15 protein-coding genes are annotated in these 17050 nt (G+C 58.3%); 9 read left to right on the top strand and 6 right to left on the bottom strand.

The features are described 5' to 3' along the window. Positions 1 to 112 precede the first annotated feature (112 nt). From ilvG to ilvA, 5 genes are all read left to right on the top strand, one after another. Positions 113 to 1759 (top strand): acetolactate synthase 2 catalytic subunit, encoded by a 1647-nt coding sequence (gene ilvG, locus D8B20_RS16575; protein WP_145890026.1) that lies wholly within the window; start codon positions 113 to 115, stop codon positions 1757 to 1759. After that, entirely contained in the window at positions 1756 to 2013 is a 258-nt protein-coding gene (gene ilvM, locus D8B20_RS16570; RefSeq protein WP_145890025.1) for an acetolactate synthase 2 small subunit, read from the top strand. The genes ilvG and ilvM overlap by 4 nt, the downstream gene beginning before the upstream one ends. A gap of 18 nt (positions 2014 to 2031) precedes the next feature. After that, entirely contained in the window at positions 2032 to 2961 is a 930-nt protein-coding gene (locus tag D8B20_RS16565) for a branched-chain amino acid transaminase (protein ID WP_145890023.1), read from the top strand. A 61-nt stretch (positions 2962 to 3022) separates the two neighbouring features. Next, complete coding sequence (gene ilvD / locus D8B20_RS16560; RefSeq protein WP_145890021.1) at positions 3023 to 4873, top strand: dihydroxy-acid dehydratase; 1851 nt, start codon at positions 3023 to 3025, stop codon at positions 4871 to 4873. A gap of 6 nt (positions 4874 to 4879) precedes the next feature. Further along, positions 4880 to 6427 (top strand): threonine ammonia-lyase, biosynthetic, encoded by a 1548-nt coding sequence (ilvA, locus tag D8B20_RS16555; protein ID WP_145890019.1) that lies wholly within the window; start codon positions 4880 to 4882, stop codon positions 6425 to 6427. On the opposite strand, the gene ilvY is transcribed toward ilvA, so the two are convergent. Beyond that, positions 6428 to 7309 carry an HTH-type transcriptional activator IlvY gene (ilvY, locus tag D8B20_RS16550; RefSeq protein ID WP_145890017.1) on the bottom strand — a complete coding sequence of 294 codons (882 nt, stop codon included), beginning with the start codon at positions 7307 to 7309 and terminating at the stop codon, positions 6428 to 6430. Positions 7310 to 7471: 162 nt separating this feature from the next. Between ilvY and ilvC the strand changes: the two genes are divergently transcribed. After that, on the top strand, positions 7472 to 8947 hold the full coding sequence (gene ilvC / locus D8B20_RS16545) for a ketol-acid reductoisomerase (protein WP_145890015.1): 1476 nt from the start codon (positions 7472 to 7474) through the stop codon (positions 8945 to 8947). Positions 8948 to 9336: 389 nt separating this feature from the next. Here ilvC and D8B20_RS16540 read toward each other — a convergent pair whose 3' ends face one another. Beyond that, a complete protein-coding gene (locus D8B20_RS16540; protein WP_145890013.1) occupies positions 9337 to 10659 on the bottom strand; it encodes an MFS transporter in 1323 nt (440 codons plus the stop codon). A 60-nt stretch (positions 10660 to 10719) separates the two neighbouring features. On the opposite strand from D8B20_RS16540, the gene D8B20_RS16535 reads away from it, so the two are divergent. Then, the gene (locus tag D8B20_RS16535) at positions 10720 to 10917 is read left to right on the top strand and encodes a hypothetical protein (RefSeq protein ID WP_145890011.1); all 198 of its coding nucleotides are present in this window, start codon (positions 10720 to 10722) and stop codon (positions 10915 to 10917) included. Positions 10918 to 10948: 31 nt separating this feature from the next. Here the strand turns inward: D8B20_RS16535 and yhjD are convergent, their stop codons facing one another. Then, entirely contained in the window at positions 10949 to 11950 is a 1002-nt protein-coding gene (gene yhjD, locus D8B20_RS16530) for an inner membrane protein YhjD (protein WP_145890009.1), read from the bottom strand. A gap of 45 nt (positions 11951 to 11995) precedes the next feature. Then, complete coding sequence (locus D8B20_RS16525) at positions 11996 to 12895, bottom strand: LysR family transcriptional regulator (protein WP_145890007.1); 900 nt, start codon at positions 12893 to 12895, stop codon at positions 11996 to 11998. Between the two features lie 115 nt (positions 12896 to 13010). On the opposite strand from D8B20_RS16525, the gene D8B20_RS16520 reads away from it, so the two are divergent. Then, the gene (locus D8B20_RS16520) at positions 13011 to 13769 is read left to right on the top strand and encodes an SDR family NAD(P)-dependent oxidoreductase (protein WP_145890005.1); all 759 of its coding nucleotides are present in this window, start codon (positions 13011 to 13013) and stop codon (positions 13767 to 13769) included. A gap of 180 nt (positions 13770 to 13949) precedes the next feature. Here D8B20_RS16520 and D8B20_RS16515 read toward each other — a convergent pair whose 3' ends face one another. Further along, on the bottom strand, positions 13950 to 14798 hold the full coding sequence (locus tag D8B20_RS16515) for a PhzF family phenazine biosynthesis protein (protein ID WP_145890003.1): 849 nt from the start codon (positions 14796 to 14798) through the stop codon (positions 13950 to 13952). A gap of 113 nt (positions 14799 to 14911) precedes the next feature. On the opposite strand from D8B20_RS16515, the gene D8B20_RS16510 reads away from it, so the two are divergent. Further along, the gene (locus tag D8B20_RS16510; protein WP_145890634.1) at positions 14912 to 15535 is read left to right on the top strand and encodes a glutathione S-transferase family protein; all 624 of its coding nucleotides are present in this window, start codon (positions 14912 to 14914) and stop codon (positions 15533 to 15535) included. On the opposite strand, the gene D8B20_RS16505 is transcribed toward D8B20_RS16510, so the two are convergent. Continuing rightward, the gene (locus D8B20_RS16505) at positions 15502 to 16992 is read right to left on the bottom strand and encodes an aminotransferase-like domain-containing protein (RefSeq protein WP_145890001.1); all 1491 of its coding nucleotides are present in this window, start codon (positions 16990 to 16992) and stop codon (positions 15502 to 15504) included. The genes D8B20_RS16510 and D8B20_RS16505 overlap by 34 nt on opposite strands. Positions 16993 to 17050: the final 58 nt, after the last annotated feature.

Raw genomic sequence — 17050 nt, 5'->3', positions numbered from 1 at the left:
AGGTCCGGGGGTTTTTTTTCGACCAGACGAAATATCAGTGAATCAGCGAGGAACAGATTATGAGCAGTAGCATAAAATTCTGTTGTTCCAGCAGGAATACAGGAGAATAAACATGACAGGTGCACAATGGGTAGTTCAGGCTTTACGCGCGCAGGGTGTTGACACCGTATTTGGTTATCCTGGCGGAGCGATCATGCCAGTGTACGATGCGCTCTACGACGGCGGCGTGGAACATCTGTTGTGTCGTCATGAACAGGGTGCAGTGATGGCGGCGATCGGTTATGCGCGGGCGACCGGAAAAACCGGCGTTTGCATCGCCACTTCCGGGCCGGGCGCCACCAACCTGATCACCGGCCTGGCCGATGCGATGATGGATTCTATCCCGGTTGTCGCCATTACCGGTCAGGTTTCCTCGGCCTTTATCGGCACAGATGCGTTCCAGGAGATCGATGTGCTTGGCTTGTCACTGGCCTGTACCAAACACAGCTTCCTCGTCGAATCCCTTGATGATTTACCCTCGGTGATGGCAGAAGCCTTTGCCATTGCCCGGTCAGGCCGCCCGGGTCCGGTGCTGGTTGATATTCCAAAAGATATTCAAATCGCCAGCGCAGAGCTGACGCCGCACCTGCTGCCGGTAGAAGAAACGCTGAGTCACTCGCCACAGCACATCGCGGAAGCGCGCGCACTGATGGCACAGTCGCACAAACCCGTGCTGTACATCGGTGGCGGTGTTGGCATGGCGCAGGCGGTTCCGGCGCTGCGCGCGATGGCGCAGGAAACCGGCATCCCGATGGTCTCCACCCTGAAAGGGCTGGGCAGTGCCGATGCCAGTAGCGCACGCTATCTCGGCATGTTAGGCATGCACGGAACCAAAGCGGCTAATCTGGCGGTGCAATCCTGCGATTTGCTGATTGCGGTCGGCGCGCGTTTCGATGATCGCGTCACCGGCAAACTGGATACCTTCGCACCGCATGCCAGTGTGATTCATATTGATATTGACCCGGCCGAGCTGAACAAGCTGCGCCGTGCCCACGTTTCGTTGCAGGGTGATCTGAACGAAGTACTGCCAGCGCTGAGCATGCCATTACACATTGAAGCGTGGCAGGATGAAGTCAGCGCGATGAAAGCCGAATTCGACTGGCGCTACGATCATCCGGGCGAAGCCATTTACGCACCGCTGCTGCTGAAACAGCTGTCAGACCGCAAACCAGACAGCGCCATTGTGACCACTGACGTAGGTCAGCATCAAATGTGGACGGCGCAGCACATGCGCTTTAGCGCGCCGGAAAACTTCATCACCTCCAGCGGTCTGGGCACCATGGGCTTTGGCCTGCCCGCCGCCGTTGGCGCACAGATGGCACGCCCGCAGGACACGGTCATCTGCGTCTCTGGCGATGGTTCTATCATGATGAACATCCAGGAGCTGGGCACCATCAAACGCCGGCAGCTGCCGGTGAAAATCCTGCTGCTGGATAACCAGCGTCTTGGCATGGTGCGTCAGTGGCAGCAGCTCTTTTTCGAGGGGCGCTACAGCGAAACCATCCTGACCGACAATCCCGATTTCCTCACGCTGGCCAGCGCCTTTGACATTCCGGGCCAGCGTATCAGCCGTAAAGATCAGGTCGACGCCGCAATTGATGCTCTGCTGAACAGTGAAGGTCCTTACTTCCTGCATGTTGCGATTGATGAGCATGAAAACGTCTGGCCACTGGTACCGCCGGGTGCCAGCAACGCAAACATGATGGAGAAAACCGTATGAACCAGCATCAATTGTCTATCGAAGCCCGCTTACGCCCGGAAATATTAGAGCGCATCCTGCGTGTTGTGCGTCATCGCGGGTTTCAGGTCTGCGCGATGAACATGGCACCGGCGGGCAACGCCGAAAACATTAATATCGAAATGACCGTTGCCAGTCAGCGCTCTGTCGATTTACTGTCTTCGCAGTTAAGCAAACTTATGGATGTCGCCTGTGTCGAGATCCAGCAACAGACAACACAACAAATCCGCGCTTAGTCGCCAAAGGAAATAACGATGAGTACGAAGAAAGCAGACTTTATCTGGTTCAACGGAGAGATGGTTAAGTGGGAAGACGCGAAGGTCAGCGTTATGTCTCACGCACTGCATTACGGAACTTCTGTGTTTGAAGGCGTGCGCTGTTACGACTCACACAAAGGCCCGGTGGTGTTCCGTCACCGTGAACACATGCAGCGTCTGCACGACTCCGCCAAAATCTACCGTTTCCCGATCAAAGCCAGTGTTGATGAATTGATGGAAGCGTGCCGCGAGGTTATCCGCGTCAACAAACTGAAAAGTGCTTACATCCGTCCGCTGGCCTTCGTAGGCGATGTGGGCCTGGGCGTTAACCCGCCAGATGGCTACACCACGGATGTGATTATCGCGGCCTTCCCGTGGGGCGCCTATCTGGGCGCGGAAGCGCTGGAGCAGGGCATCAACGCGATGGTCTCTTCGTGGAACCGCGTGGCACCGAATACCCTGCCAACCGCGGCGAAAGCCGGTGGTAACTACCTCTCTTCTCTGCTGGTGGGTAGCGAAGCGCGCCGCCACGGTTATCAGGAAGGGATTGCGCTGGATACGCACGGCTACATCTCTGAAGGCGCCGGCGAAAACCTGTTTGAAGTGAAGGATGGCATCCTGTTTACCCCGCCGTTCACCTCCTCTGCGCTGCCAGGCATTACCCGTGACGCCATTATCCGACTGGCGAAGGATCTGGGCATCGAAGTGCGCGAGCAGGTGCTGTCGCGTGAGTCTCTCTATCTGGCAGACGAAGTGTTCATGTCTGGCACCGCGGCTGAAATCACGCCGGTGCGCAGCGTAGACGGTATCCAGGTAGGTGAAGGCAAGCGCGGCCCGGTCACCACCCAAATCCAGAAAGCCTTCTTTGGCCTGTTCACCGGCGAAACCGAAGATAAATACGGCTGGCTGGATCAGGTTAACCCTTAACAGGATCGCAACGCGGGGGCAGCAGCGCCCGCGTCATTTTTCAGACTGGAGTAAATAGAGCATGCCTAAGTACCGTTCCGCCACCACCACCCATGGTCGTAACATGGCGGGTGCCCGTGCCCTGTGGCGCGCCACAGGAATGACCGATGCCGATTTCGGTAAGCCGATTATCGCCGTGGTTAACTCATTCACCCAATTTGTGCCGGGCCACGTACACCTGCGCGATCTGGGCAAGCTGGTCGCTGAGCAAATCGAAGCGGCAGGCGGGGTGGCTAAAGAGTTCAACACCATTGCGGTGGACGACGGTATCGCCATGGGCCATGGCGGCATGCTGTATTCACTGCCTTCACGCGAACTGATCGCCGATTCCGTCGAATATATGGTGAACGCCCACTGCGCAGACGCCATGGTGTGTATTTCCAACTGCGATAAAATCACGCCGGGCATGCTGATGGCCTCGCTGCGCCTCAACATTCCGGTGATCTTTGTTTCCGGTGGTCCGATGGAAGCGGGTAAAACCAAACTGTCAGACAAAATCATCAAGCTGGACCTGGTCGATGCGATGATCCAGGGCGCCAACCCGAACGTCAGCGATGCTGACAGCGAGCAGATTGAACGTTCAGCCTGCCCGACCTGCGGCTCCTGCTCCGGTATGTTCACTGCCAACTCCATGAACTGTCTGACGGAAGCGCTGGGGCTGTCACAGCCGGGTAACGGTTCACTGCTGGCCACCCATGCGGACCGCAAAGATCTGTTCATCAACGCCGGCAAACGCATTGTGAACCTGACAAAGCAGTACTATGAGCAGGATGATGAGCGTGTGCTGCCGCGTAACATTGCCAACAAAGCGGCCTTTGAAAACGCCATGACGCTGGATATCGCGATGGGCGGCTCAACCAATACGGTTCTGCACCTGCTGGCTGCAGCACAGGAAGGCGAGGTGGATTTCAATATTTCCGATATTGATCGCCTGTCGCGCAAAGTGCCGCATCTGTGCAAAGTGGCCCCGAGCACGCAGAAATACCACATGGAAGATGTGCACCGCGCGGGCGGCGTTATCGGCATCCTTGGTGAGCTGGACCGTGCGGGTCTGCTGCACACCGACGTGCGTAACGTACTTGGACTGAACCTGCGTGAAACGCTTGATCAGTACGACATCATGCTGACCCAGGACGAAGCGGTTAAAAAGATGTTCCGCGCCGGCCCGGCGGGCATCCGTACCACCCAGGCTTTCTCTCAGGATTGCCGCTGGGACACGCTGGACGACGATCGTCAGGAAGGGTGTATCCGTACCCGTGAACACGCCTTCTCGCAGGATGGCGGCCTGGCCGTGCTGTACGGCAACATGGCTGAAGATGGCTGCATCGTGAAAACTGCGGGCGTCGACAAAGAAATTCTGACCTTCAAAGGCCCGGCCAAAGTTTACGAAAGCCAGGACGATGCGGTGGAAGCCATTCTCGGTGGCAAAGTGGTGGCCGGTGATGTGGTTGTCATTCGCTATGAAGGGCCAAAAGGCGGGCCGGGCATGCAGGAAATGCTCTATCCGACCACCTATCTCAAATCCATGGGGCTCGGCAAAAGCTGTGCGCTGATCACCGACGGCCGTTTTTCCGGCGGCACTTCCGGCCTCTCTATCGGCCACGCGTCACCGGAAGCGGCAAACGGTGGCACCATCGCGCTGGTGAAAGATGGCGATATCATCGAGATCGATATCCCGAACCGCGGTATTCGCCTGGCGGTGCCGGATAACGAACTGCACGCCCGTCGCGAAGAAGAAGAAGCGCGTGGCGAAGCGGCCTACACGCCGCACAACCGCGTGCGCCAGGTCTCCTTTGCGCTGCGTGCCTATGCATCGCTCGCTACCAGCGCGGATAAAGGCGCGGTGCGCGATAAGTCTAAGCTGGGGGGCTAATCACTGATGGCTGAGTCTCAACCGCTTTCCGCGTCGCCCAATGGCGCGGAGTATCTGCGCGCGGTATTGCGTGCGCCGGTGTATGAAGTTGCGCAGGTCACGCCGCTGCAGCACATGGAAAAGCTCTCCTCACGCTTTGGTAACACCATTCTGGTGAAGCGTGAGGATCGTCAGCCGGTCCACAGCTTTAAGCTACGCGGCGCTTACGCGATGATTGCCGGGCTGGATGAAGAGCAGAAAGCGCGCGGTGTGGTAACAGCTTCGGCGGGCAACCATGCGCAGGGCGTGGCGCTTTCAGCCAGCCGGCTGGGCATTAAATCACTGATTGTGATGCCGCTGGCAACGGCAGATATCAAAGTGGATGCGGTACGTGCCTTTGGCGGTGAGGCTTATCTGTTTGGGGCGAATTTCGACGAGGCAAAAGCCAAAGCGATAGAGCTGGCGGAGCAACAGGGTTACACCTTTGTGCCGCCGTTCGATCATCCGGCTGTGATCGCCGGACAGGGCACGCTGGCCATGGAGCTGCTGCAGCAGGATGCCCATCTCGACCGTGTGTTTGTTCCGGTGGGCGGCGGCGGACTGGCCGCCGGCGTAGCCGTGCTGATCAAGCAGCTGATGCCGCAGATCAAAGTGATCGCCGTAGAGTCAGAAGACTCCGCCTGCCTTAAGGCGGCGCTGGAGGCGGGCGAACCGGTGGATTTACCGCGGGTCGGGCTGTTTGCTGAAGGCGTGGCGGTGAAGCGCATCGGCAGCGAAACCTTCCGTCTCTGCCAGGCCTATATCGACGATATCGTCACCGTGGACAGCGATGCGATCTGTGCGGCGATGAAGGATCTGTTTGAAGATGTGCGCGCTGTCGCTGAACCCTCGGGTGCGCTGGCGCTGGCGGGGATGAAAAAGTACATCCAGCAGCATGACATCAAAGGTGAACGGCTGGCGCATGTGCTTTCCGGGGCCAACGTCAATTTTCACGGGCTGCGTTATGTTTCTGAACGCTGCGAGCTGGGCGAACAGCGTGAAGCGTTGCTGGCGGTCACTATCCCGGAACAGCAGGGCAGCTTCCTGCGTTTTTGTCAGACGCTGGGCGGCCGTGCAGTAACCGAATTCAATTACCGCTACGCAGACGCTGATAACGCCTGCATCTTTGTTGGTGTGCGCTTAACGCGCGGGCTGGAAGAGCGCAGTGAAATCATCAGCCAGCTGACAGAGGGCGGTTATCAGGTGGTGGATTTGTCGGATGACGAAATGGCCAAGCTGCACGTCCGCTACATGGTAGGAGGCCGGCCGTCGAAGCCACTGCGTGAACGGCTGTTCAGCTTTGAATTTCCGGAAGCGCCCGGCGCGCTGCTGAAATTCCTGCAAACGCTGGGTGCCCACTGGAATATCTCTCTGTTCCATTACCGCAGCCACGGCACCGATTTTGGCCGCGTGCTGGCGGCGTTTGAGGTGAATGACAAAGAGCCGGATTTCGAAACCCACCTGAATGCGCTGGGCTACGAATGGCATGATGAAGCCAGTAATCCGGCGTTTCGTTTCTTCCTTGCCGGGCAGTAATTACAGCAGATGCCAGAATGCATGAATAAGCGGCTCACTGAGCCGCTTTTTTTGTACGCAGACGCCCAGCTCCAGCGGAGCAACCGACGAAATATTCTCCAGCGTCAGCACGCGATTTCGCACCGGCTCCGGGCTGTTTTCCAGCACTACATCAGGCAGCAGCGCCATGCCGCAGCCCAGCGCCACCATCGAGACAATCGCCTCATGCCCTGAGACCGTGGCGTAAATCTGCGGATTGGCAATACGGTGGCGACGGAACCACAGATCGATTGCCCGACGCACCGGTCCCTGATCCGGCAGGATAAACGGCACCTGCGACCAGTCGGGCTGTGCCTGTGTCACCTGAGTGCGCACCGGGCAGGGCAGCGCCGGGGCAATCAGTACCAGCGGCAGCAAATCCAGCGGCGTAAAATCAATACTGGCAGGCAGGGATTCAGGCCGCCCCGCCAGCGCTAAATCGGCCTCACCGGATTGCACCATGTCGATGGCATCGGCAGCGTCGCCGGTGGTGAGTTTGATCTCCACCTGCGGATGCTCGGCGCGAAAGCGATCGAGTATGGGTGGCAAATGGCTGTACGCGGCGGTAACGGAGCAAAACAGCCGCAGCTCGCCGCTCAGCGACGGCCCGTTCAGATCCATCACATGGCGCAGCTGCTGATACTGCAGCAGGGTTTGCTGGGCAAACTGACGCAGCCGCTCACCGGCTTCGGTCAGCGTCACTGTCCGGTTATCACGCAGAAACAGCACATGGCCGATATCTTCCTCCAGCCGCTGTATCTGCCGCGACAGCGTGGACGGACTGACATGCATCGCCCGCGCCGTGCGGCCAAAGTGGCAGCTTTCCGCCAGATGAAGAAACAGTTTCAGATCCCGTAAATCCATGCGCATCGTTCCTCAGTATGGTATTGCAAATTATGCAATGTGACGTTGTTAATATATCAATTTAAGCAATGGATTTCCTGTCATATGATGGGGTCATTCGCGGCGCTGTACCGGGTGCCGATACTAAACAAAAGCAAACACAACCTTTTAAGCGGAGTACCCATGGCTAACTACTTCAACACACTGAATCTGCGCAACCAGTTAGCGCAGCTGGGCAAATGTCGCTTCATGGCGCGCGAAGAATTCGCCGACGGCGCCAGCTTCCTGAAGGGCAAAAAAGTGGTGATTGTCGGCTGTGGCGCGCAGGGTCTGAACCAGGGCCTGAACATGCGTGACTCCGGGCTGGATGTCTCTTACGCGCTGCGTGCCGAAGCGATTGCTGAGAAGCGCGCCTCGTTCCGCAAAGCCACCGATAACGGCTTCAAAGTAGGCACTTACGAAGAGCTGATCCCGCAGGCGGATCTGGTGGTTAACCTGACGCCAGACAAACAGCACTCTGCGGTGGTACAGGCGGTTCAGCCGCTGATGAAAGATGGCGCTGCGCTGGGCTATTCACACGGCTTCAACATTGTTGAAGTGGGCGAAACCATCCGTAAAGACATCACCGTTGTGATGGTGGCGCCGAAGTGCCCGGGTACCGAAGTGCGTGAAGAGTATAAGCGCGGCTTCGGCGTGCCGACCCTGATTGCGGTTCACCCGGAAAACGATCCCAAAGGCGAAGGTATGGCGATTGCCAAAGCCTGGGCCGCTGCGACCGGCGGGGATCGCGCTGGCGTGCTGGAATCCTCCTTCGTGGCAGAAGTGAAATCTGACCTGATGGGCGAACAGACCATTCTGTGCGGCATGCTGCAGGCGGGTTCACTGCTGTGCTTCGATAAGCTGGTGGCAGAAGGCCACGATGCGGCTTATACCGAAAAACTGATTCAGTTCGGCTGGGAAACCATTACCGAATCCCTGAAGTTCGGTGGCATTACCCTGATGATGGACCGCCTCTCTAACCCGGCCAAAATCCGCGCTTACGCGCTCTCTGAGCAGCTGAAAACCATCATGGCACCGCTGTTCCAGAAGCACATGGATGACATCATCTCCGGTGAATTCTCTTCCGGCATGATGGCGGACTGGGCGAACGACGATAAAAACCTGCTGACCTGGCGCGAAGAGACCGGTAAAACCGCCTTTGAAAATGCGCCGCAGTTCGACGGTAAGATTGAAGAGCAGGAGTACTACGACAAAGGCGTACTGATGGTCGCTATGGTAAAAGCGGGCGTAGAGCTGGCATTTGAAACCATGGTCGATGCCGGCATCATCGAAGAGTCCGCTTACTACGAATCCCTGCACGAACTGCCGCTGATTGCTAACACCATTGCCCGTAAGCGTCTGTATGAAATGAACGTGGTTATCTCCGATACCGCCGAATACGGTAACTACCTGTTCTCCTTCGCGGCGGTTCCGCTGCTGAAAGAGTTCATGACCACGCTGCAGCCGGGCGATCTCGGTCAGGCAATTGAGGGCACCCAGGTGGATAACGCGCAGCTGCGTGACGTTAACGAAGCTATCCGCCAGCACCCGATCGAAGCCGTGGGCCGCAAACTGCGTGGCTACATGACCGATATGAAACGTATCGCTGTCGCTGGCTAAGCCGGCAGCCCAATTTTCAGCGGATAAACAACCCCGGTTCGCCGGGGTTTTTTTATGCCTGTCATCCGAGCCAGAGCCCGAATCCGGGTCCGAGTCCGTGCTCAGCTTGCGCCAGAGAAGCCCTAGGTGCTGCGTAAGCCGCACATCATGATGCCACCCTCCGGTTGCAAAGCGGGCAAAGCGGGCAAAGCGGGCGCCTGAGGCGGGTACCGCCGGCAGCATCGGAACAGGCACGCGCTGGCGACTGCCCGGAACAGGCATTCCCTTGCCCGGATAGCATCACGGCAAAGGCGCATCCGCGACGTCAGCGGCAACTGTTCCCGGTTACCGGCGCGCGGCGGCCATAAAAAACCCGGCCGGAGCCGGGTGATATCTGCAGGGATGACGCATTACACCGCTTCATACAGCGTTTGATGGCGCGTCTCTTTACAGGCGATCAGCGCAATCAGCGTCAGCACCGCCATCGCAGCCAGATAGAAACCCACCGCATGCAGCCCGTAGCTGGCGTTCAGCCAGGTGGCGATATAGGGCGCCACGGACGCGCCGAGAATGGATGAGAGGTTATAAGAGAAAGAGGCACCGGTATAACGCACCTCGGTCGGGAACAGCTCCGGCAGCAGCGCACCCATGGGGCCGAACGTCAGTCCCATGATACTCAATCCCAGCAGCAGGAAGCCCATGACCAGAATCTGCGAACCGGAGCCCAGCAGCAGCGGGAACATCAGGGCAAAGGCAATAATCAGTAGCGTAATGGTAATCATGGTTTTGCGCCGGCCAAAGCGGTCCGCCAGCAGGCCGGCAACCGGCACCATCACGCCAAAACCAATGACCGCGACCATCAGCATCCACAGGAAACTGTTGCGCGAGTATCCCAGACCGGCAGGCAGCGGTGCCGTGCCGTAGCTCATGGAATAAACCGTCATAATGTAGAACAGCGTGTAGGTTGCCAGCATGATAAAGGTGCCAAGCACGGTAGCCGTGAGGTGCTTGCTCAGCAGCGTACCGATGGGAATACGCACCTGCTTTTTCTCTTTCTGCACTTTGGCAAACACCGGGCTTTCATGCAGCGACACGCGCACGTACAGGCCGATAATCACCAGCACCGCAGAGAGCACAAACGGCACGCGCCAGCCCCACTGCATAAACTGCTCATCGGTCAGCAGCCACGACAGCAGCAGGAAAGTGCCGTTGGCAAAAAAGAAGCCCACAGGCGCGCCCAGCTGCGGAAACGAGCCGTACAGCGCCCGCTTTTTCGCCGGGGCATTTTCCGTCGCCAGCAGCGCCGCGCCGCCCCATTCACCGCCCAGTCCCAGCCCCTGACCGAAACGCGCCAGCGCCAGCAGCAGCGGTGCGGCCACGCCGATGGTCTGGTATCCCGGCAGCAGGCCGATCAACACCGTAGATACGCCCATGGTCAGCAGGGAGGCCACCAGCGTGGCTTTACGGCCGACGCGATCGCCAAAGTGACCAAAGAGCGCCGAGCCGATCGGCCGCGCCACAAAGGCAATGGCGAAAGTGGCCAGCGACTGCAGCGTGGCGACCGTGGCGTCACCCTGCGGGAAGAAAATATGCGGAAAAACGATGACCGCCGCCGTGGCATAGATATAAAAATCAAAGAACTCGATGGCGGTGCCGACAAGGGACGCGACCACCACTTTGCCACGTGAATTGACCGGCGGCGTGTCAGGTGAAGCTGAGAGGGAGGCTTGCATAATTGTTTCTTAATTGTAAATGTAAACAAAGAATCTTACGCACCTGCTTTGCGGCATTCAATGGCGAAAAACCGCGTCAGAACAGGGTTTTCCGGCGAAAAAGTGGATAATTTCTGCGTTGTGCCAAACGGTGGCGGATGGGAGCGGGAAGCGGGACTTTTCTGGCGTGATTCTCTGCAAAAGGGCCAAATAAAAGTGACCCTTCAGGGTTTCATGCTGGTTTTTGCTGCAGAAATAGCCAGCAGGAAACATTTTTAACTGGTGCGCCCGGCATCTCGGGCGCACCGGGTCAGGAGGAGTGTCGTGGCTGCGACATTTCCGGATCGTCTTTGTATTTTGCGGTGGCAATCCACGCGGCGCAGAACAGCGTCAGACGCGCAAAAAAGTAGAAAAATGCCATCAGGCCAAGCACCGAACCAAAGGCCGCTCCGGAAGGCGAGGTCGCCAGTTTTGGCAGCGTCAGCGTCATGACAAACTTGATCACTTCAAAGCCGATAGCCGCCAGCAGCGTGCCGCGCAGCAGCGCTTTTTTCCGCGGCTTATGGCGCGGCAGAATCCAGAAAATCCACAAAAACAGCAGATAGTTGGCAAAGATGGAGATGGACAGCGCAATTACGGTCAGTGCCGGGCGCAGCCACTCAATGCCGTCCAGCCCCAGCGCACTGACGATCGCCGCCTGCGCGGCCCCGGCTATCGACGTCAGCGAAAGGGTGATCACCAGTGCCAGCATCAGCCCCAGCAGCGAAATCAAATCGCGCGCATACTTCTTCCAGAATTTTTCTTTGTCATCCGGCGTGCGCTCCCAGACATCGCGCGACTGGGCACGCACCGCTTCACGCAGGTTACCCATCCAGTTGATACCGGAGTAAAGCGCCAGCAGCAGTCCCGTCAGGCCAACCGTTGCACGCTGCTGAATAGCGGTATTGACCGTATTTTTCAGCGTGGTGGCCAGCGTGGGATCGCTGATACTGTTAACGATTTTCCCAATCAGCTCGGTCAGCAAATCCTGGTTTGACGCCAGAATAAACCCCACGGCGGCAAACGACACCATCAGGATAGGAATCAGCGATAAAAACGAGAAATAGGTGATCGCCGCGCCAAACTGACTGCCGAGGCGATCGTTAAAGCGCTCCAGCGCGCGCAAAAAGTGGGCCACCGCCGGGATGGCCTGAAACCAGGCCGCAAACCGTGAAACATGCTGGATAGAGTCATCCACGGTTTTGTTACCGGTTTTGATATCGATCAGCGGCTTATCTTCTGCCGCGGGCTCTTTAGAGGTGTTGTCCTTCATAGACAATAAGCATCCTGTTCGCTGCGAAATTAAAATTATAGCCTGCTATGTCACGTACTCCTGCAAGACCTGGCTTAGCCACTCCATAAATACCCGCACGCGACGCGCAACATTGCGGCGGTGCGGATAGAGCAGCGAAATCGGCATCGGCTTCGCCGGGAAGTGATGCAACACTTCCACCAGCTGGCCCGATTCCAGCAGTGGCTGCACGCCAATTGCCGGCACCTGAATAATCCCCAGCCCGGCAATGCAGGCCGCACGGTAGGTTTCAGTACTGTTAACCGTCACCACGCCCCCGGTTTGCACGTAATGACACTGTTTGCCGTCGTAATACTCAAAGCCGGGTGACGGCTGGCCGAGCTGCTGGGTGTAATGCACCATAGCATGCTGGGAAAGCTCCTCCAGCCGCACGGGCATGCCGAAGCGGGAAAGATAGTCGGGGCTGGCGCAGTTGATCAAGGCGTGGGAGCCGATTTTACGCGCAATCAGGCCGGAGTCTTTCAGCTCGCCCACGCGGATAACGCAGTCAAATCCTTCGCGGATGACATCCACCTGGCGGTCGCTGCTGCTGAGTTCAATCTCAACACCGGGATAGTGCTGCAGAAATTCAGGCAGGCGCGGCAGAATAAAGCCGGTGGCCATCGCCACCGACATATCCACCCGCAGCTTGCCGCTCAGCGTGGCGGGATCGTGCTGGAACAGGCTGTCCATATCGTCCAGCATGGAGAGCAAATCCAGACAGCGGTCGTAATAAACCAGTCCATCCTGCGTCAGATGCACGCGTCGCGTCGTGCGATGCAGCAGGCGCGTGCCCATCTGATTTTCCAGCGCCTGCAGCTGGCGCGATACGCTGCCTTTCGGCAAACCCAGACTTTCCGCTGCGCGGGTAAAACTGCCCATTTCTGCCACCCGCACAAAAACCTGCATTGCGTGAATTTTGTCCATGTTGTTCACCGATTGTTGTTGTTAGTGAAACAGTGCTGCGTATTTCCCTGCGTTTATAGATCAGATTTCCGCGAATATCCTTAACCGGTGTTCAATTTTCCATCGGGAGTACAACATGTCGCAAAAAATTGCTGTGATTACGGGCGGTAACCGCGGTCTGGGCAGAAATGGCGCGCTGAAACTGGCCGCCAGAGGCACAGATATTATTCTGACCTATCGCGGTCACGCCGAAGAGGCGCAGGCGGTAGTAAGTGAGATCGCTGCGCTGGGCGCACGCGCGGTCGCGCTGCAGCTGGATGTCGGTGACAGCAGCCAGTTTGATGATTTTGCTGCCCGGGTGAAAGACGTGCTGCACAGCACCTGGCAGAGGGAACATTTTGATTATTTAATCAACAACGCCGGACATGGTCACTACCGGCTGCTGGCAGAGACCAGCGAAGCCGAATTTGATGCGCTGATGAATGTGCACGTTAAAGGGCCCTTCTTTCTGACGCAGAAACTGCTGCCGCTGATAGCCGATGGCGGACGCATCCTGAATATCTCCAGCGGGCTAACGCGTATGACCTTGCCGGGCTCCGGCACCTACGCGGCCATGAAAGGCGCAATGGAGGTGCTGACGCGCTATCAGGCCAAAGAGCTGGGAGCACGGCATATTCGCGTCAACATCCTGGCACCTGGCGCGATAGAAACGGATTTTGGCGGCGGCCGCGTGCGTGACACCAAAGATCTCAACAGTCAGATTGCCTCCGTCACCGCGCTGGGGCGCGTCGGCCTGCCGGATGACATTGGCGATGCCATCAGTGCGATTCTGAGTGATGAAACCGGCTGGATTACGGCGCAGCGCATTGAAGCGTCAGGCGGGCAGGCACTCTGACCGCCGCGCGAGAAATCGCGTCGCCAGCGCAGCCTGCGGTTGAACAGGAACGGCGCAGGGGATACAGGCTGAAGGCGCTGACAGGATGCCGCCTTTTCCTCCCGTCAGGCATGCCCATAGCGGCGCAAGGGAGGACGCTGATTTAAATCCGCCCGCCTCGCACGCTATCACGCGCCTGTGCTAGACGCGGATGGTGCCGTCAATCACCGTGAGGGTATGGCCGCCAATCCAGATGGTCTCGCCGCTGAAGCGCACGTCCACGCGGCCGGCACGCTGCAGGACACTGCCCTGACGCACCCGGTAATCGCGCGTCTGACCCTGTGCCGCCAGATAGCGTGCCAGGCAGGCATTGGCGCTGCCGGTAACCGGATCTTCCGTCAGGCTGCCGTTTTCCACCAGCAGCGCGCGCACTTCATACGCTTCATTTTCACCCTGCGGCAGCGGGCCAAACAGGGCCGTACCATTCACACCGGCATGTTTTTGCAGCCGCTGTAAATCGGCAGCGCTGGCCCGGACATCCAGCACCGCCCGGGCGCTGCTCATTGGGATCAGCAGCCAGCGGATGCCCATATCGACAATGGCAGGCGGATGGGTGAGATCAAACGCTTCGCTGTTAAGCGCGCTGCTCATCAGCGCGTCGCTGAAGGGGGTCAGGGTGGCGGCAGGGGCAGCAAACGCCAGCACACCATCGTCGCCGATACGCACATCCACCAGCCCGACACCGCACTCCTGCACCAGTTTACCCGGGGTTTTCAGCGGCCAGCCGGCTTCCAGCAGCGCATGCGCCGTGCCCAGCGTCGGATGACCGGCAAACGGCAGCTCTCCCTCAACGGTAAAAATGCGCACGCGGTAATCGGCGGCCGGCGACTGCGCCGGCAGCACAAAGGTGGTTTCGGAGAGATGAGTCCAGCGCGCAATTGCCGCCATCTGTTCGTCGTCCAGCCCCTGAGCATCCATGATCACCGCCAGCGGATTTCCCCGGAACGCCGTGCTCGTAAACACATCGACTTGTTTAAACGCGACCTTCATTGCCACTCCTGTCTGATTAAGGTTGTCTGACACCCGGATTTACATCCTGCCGATTGCGTATCTGATCGAACAGGGCTATGAATAAATTAAGAATTCTGGAAGCGGAGTCCGCTATGTTAAAAGTGCTGGGTCGTAATTCTTCGATTAACGTCCGTAAAATCCTCTGGCTATGCGCCGAACTGGATATCCCCTATGAACATGAACCCTGGGGGGAAGATCCGCAATCGCTGCACTCGGCGCAGTTTATGGCGCTCAATCCCAATGCCATGGTGCCGGTGATCATTGAAGACGATTTCGTGCTGTGGGAGTCCAACGCCATTCTGCGCTATCTGGCCACCAGCAACGGCGGCGAGTGGCTTTACCCCGATAACCCGCGCGCGCGCGCGCCGGTCGATCAGTGGATGGACTGGCAGGCCACGGAACTGAACACCTCCTGGCGCTATGCGTTTATGTCGCTGGTACGCAACTCACCGGCGCATCAGGACCCGCGCCTGCTGGCGGCGGCGGTCAAGGGCTGGACGCACACCATGGGCATTCTCAATCAGCAGCTGGAGAAAACCGGCCGCTATGTCGCCGGACGTAATTTCACGCTGGCGGATATTCCGGTCGGCCTGGCGGTGAATCGCTGGTTTGAAACCCCGCTGGACCATCCCGACTTTCCGGCGGTCCGCACTTACTATGAACGCCTGACCGAGCGCGAGGGTTACACCACCTGGGGCCGCAACGGCAAGCCCTGATCCTGCCCCGGCGCAATGCCCGTGATTTCGCAGGCCAGCGCGCCGGTGCGCTTCAGCGCCCAGGTATAACGCGCATCAAACGGATAGCAGCAGGAGAGGCGCAGCGCATGTTTATAGCGATCGCTAAGCGTATACAGCGCGCCCGGCGTGACGCAGATTTGCTCCTGCAGCAGGCGGTGAAACATCTCAACCGTATCCACCTTACCCGGCAGTTCAACCCAGAACACAAAGCCCCCGCGCGGCAGGGTAGCACGCGTACCGTGCGGATAGTGCCGCGCGATAATGCCGCGTGCCGCATCAAGGTTCGCGGCGTAACGTCGCCGCAGCGAGCGTAAATGATGATCATAGCCACCGCTGGCAAGAAACTCCGCCAGCGTTTCGCTCAGCAGCCGCGATTCTGTCATGGACGAGACGGCTTTCAGCCGGGCAATAGCGGCGTGAAAACGACCGGCAGCCGTCCAGCCAATGCGGAAATCCGGTGCCACGGTTTTGGTAAAGCTGGTGCAGTAAATCACCCAGCCTTCGTGGTCGAAGGCTTTAACCGGTGGTGACAGCGGCCAGTCGAACTGCAACTCATCATACAGTCCGTCCTCAATCAGCGGGCATTGGTAAGTGTTCACTAACTTGGCCAACCGCTGCTTATTTGCCAGCGGCATCACATAGCCCAGCGGATTCTGTGCGCCGGGCATGGCGATCAGCGCCTGAATACGCTGCTCCTGCAGCAGCATCTCCAGCGCGTCCAGCGCCAGTCCTTCCTGCGGATCGGTGGGGATTTCCAGCGCTTTCAGCCCAAGCGATGCCAGCAGCGGGAACAGGAAAAAATAGGTCGGCGACTCCAGCCCGACACAGTCTCCCGGTTTTGTCACCGCGCGCAGCGCAAGCTGCAGTGCCTCCATGCAGCCGTGGGTCAGGGTAATGTCCTGCACCGTAAGATTCAGGCCGCTGTGCAGGCTGCGCCGTGCAATCTCCTCCCGTAAGCGCTCACTACCGGGCGGAAGTGCATAACGGCCAATCATGTCACCGTCGCGCCGGATGAGGGAAGCGGTAATACGTCCCAGTCGGGCCGCCGGAAACAGTTCGCTATCCTGCGGACAGGCCAGCGAAATGTTGGTGTAATCCGGATGATGCTGCGCCGCAAATACCTGCTCAATCAGCGCCAGCTTCTGCGCGCTGGGGTCATTCTCCTGCGCGGTCAGTGGCCGCAGCGGCGGTTTCACCGCCGGCAGAACGCCGCGCACGTAGTAACCGGATTGCGGTCGTGCTTCTACCAGGCCGCGATCTTCCAGCAGCTGCCACGCGCTGAGCACCGTATTGATGCTGACCTGATGTGACTGCGCCACGCGGCGAATCGCAGGCAGGCGTTTGCCCGGTTTCAGCGTGCCCTGATGAATGGCTTCGGCAAAGCTGTCAGCCAGCTGCTGATAAAGCGTCTGACCGGATGAAAGAGGAAGGGACACAAAAGCCTCCGCGCAGCATGAGTACAATATTCAGAACCACAAACTGTAACCCTCACAA

Source organism: Candidatus Pantoea soli (assembly GCF_007833795.1).
GTDB lineage: Bacteria > Pseudomonadota > Gammaproteobacteria > Enterobacterales > Enterobacteriaceae > Pantoea > Pantoea soli.
The sequence above is the reverse complement of the archived record's forward strand: the minus strand, read 5'-3'. Positions and strand labels throughout refer to the sequence as shown.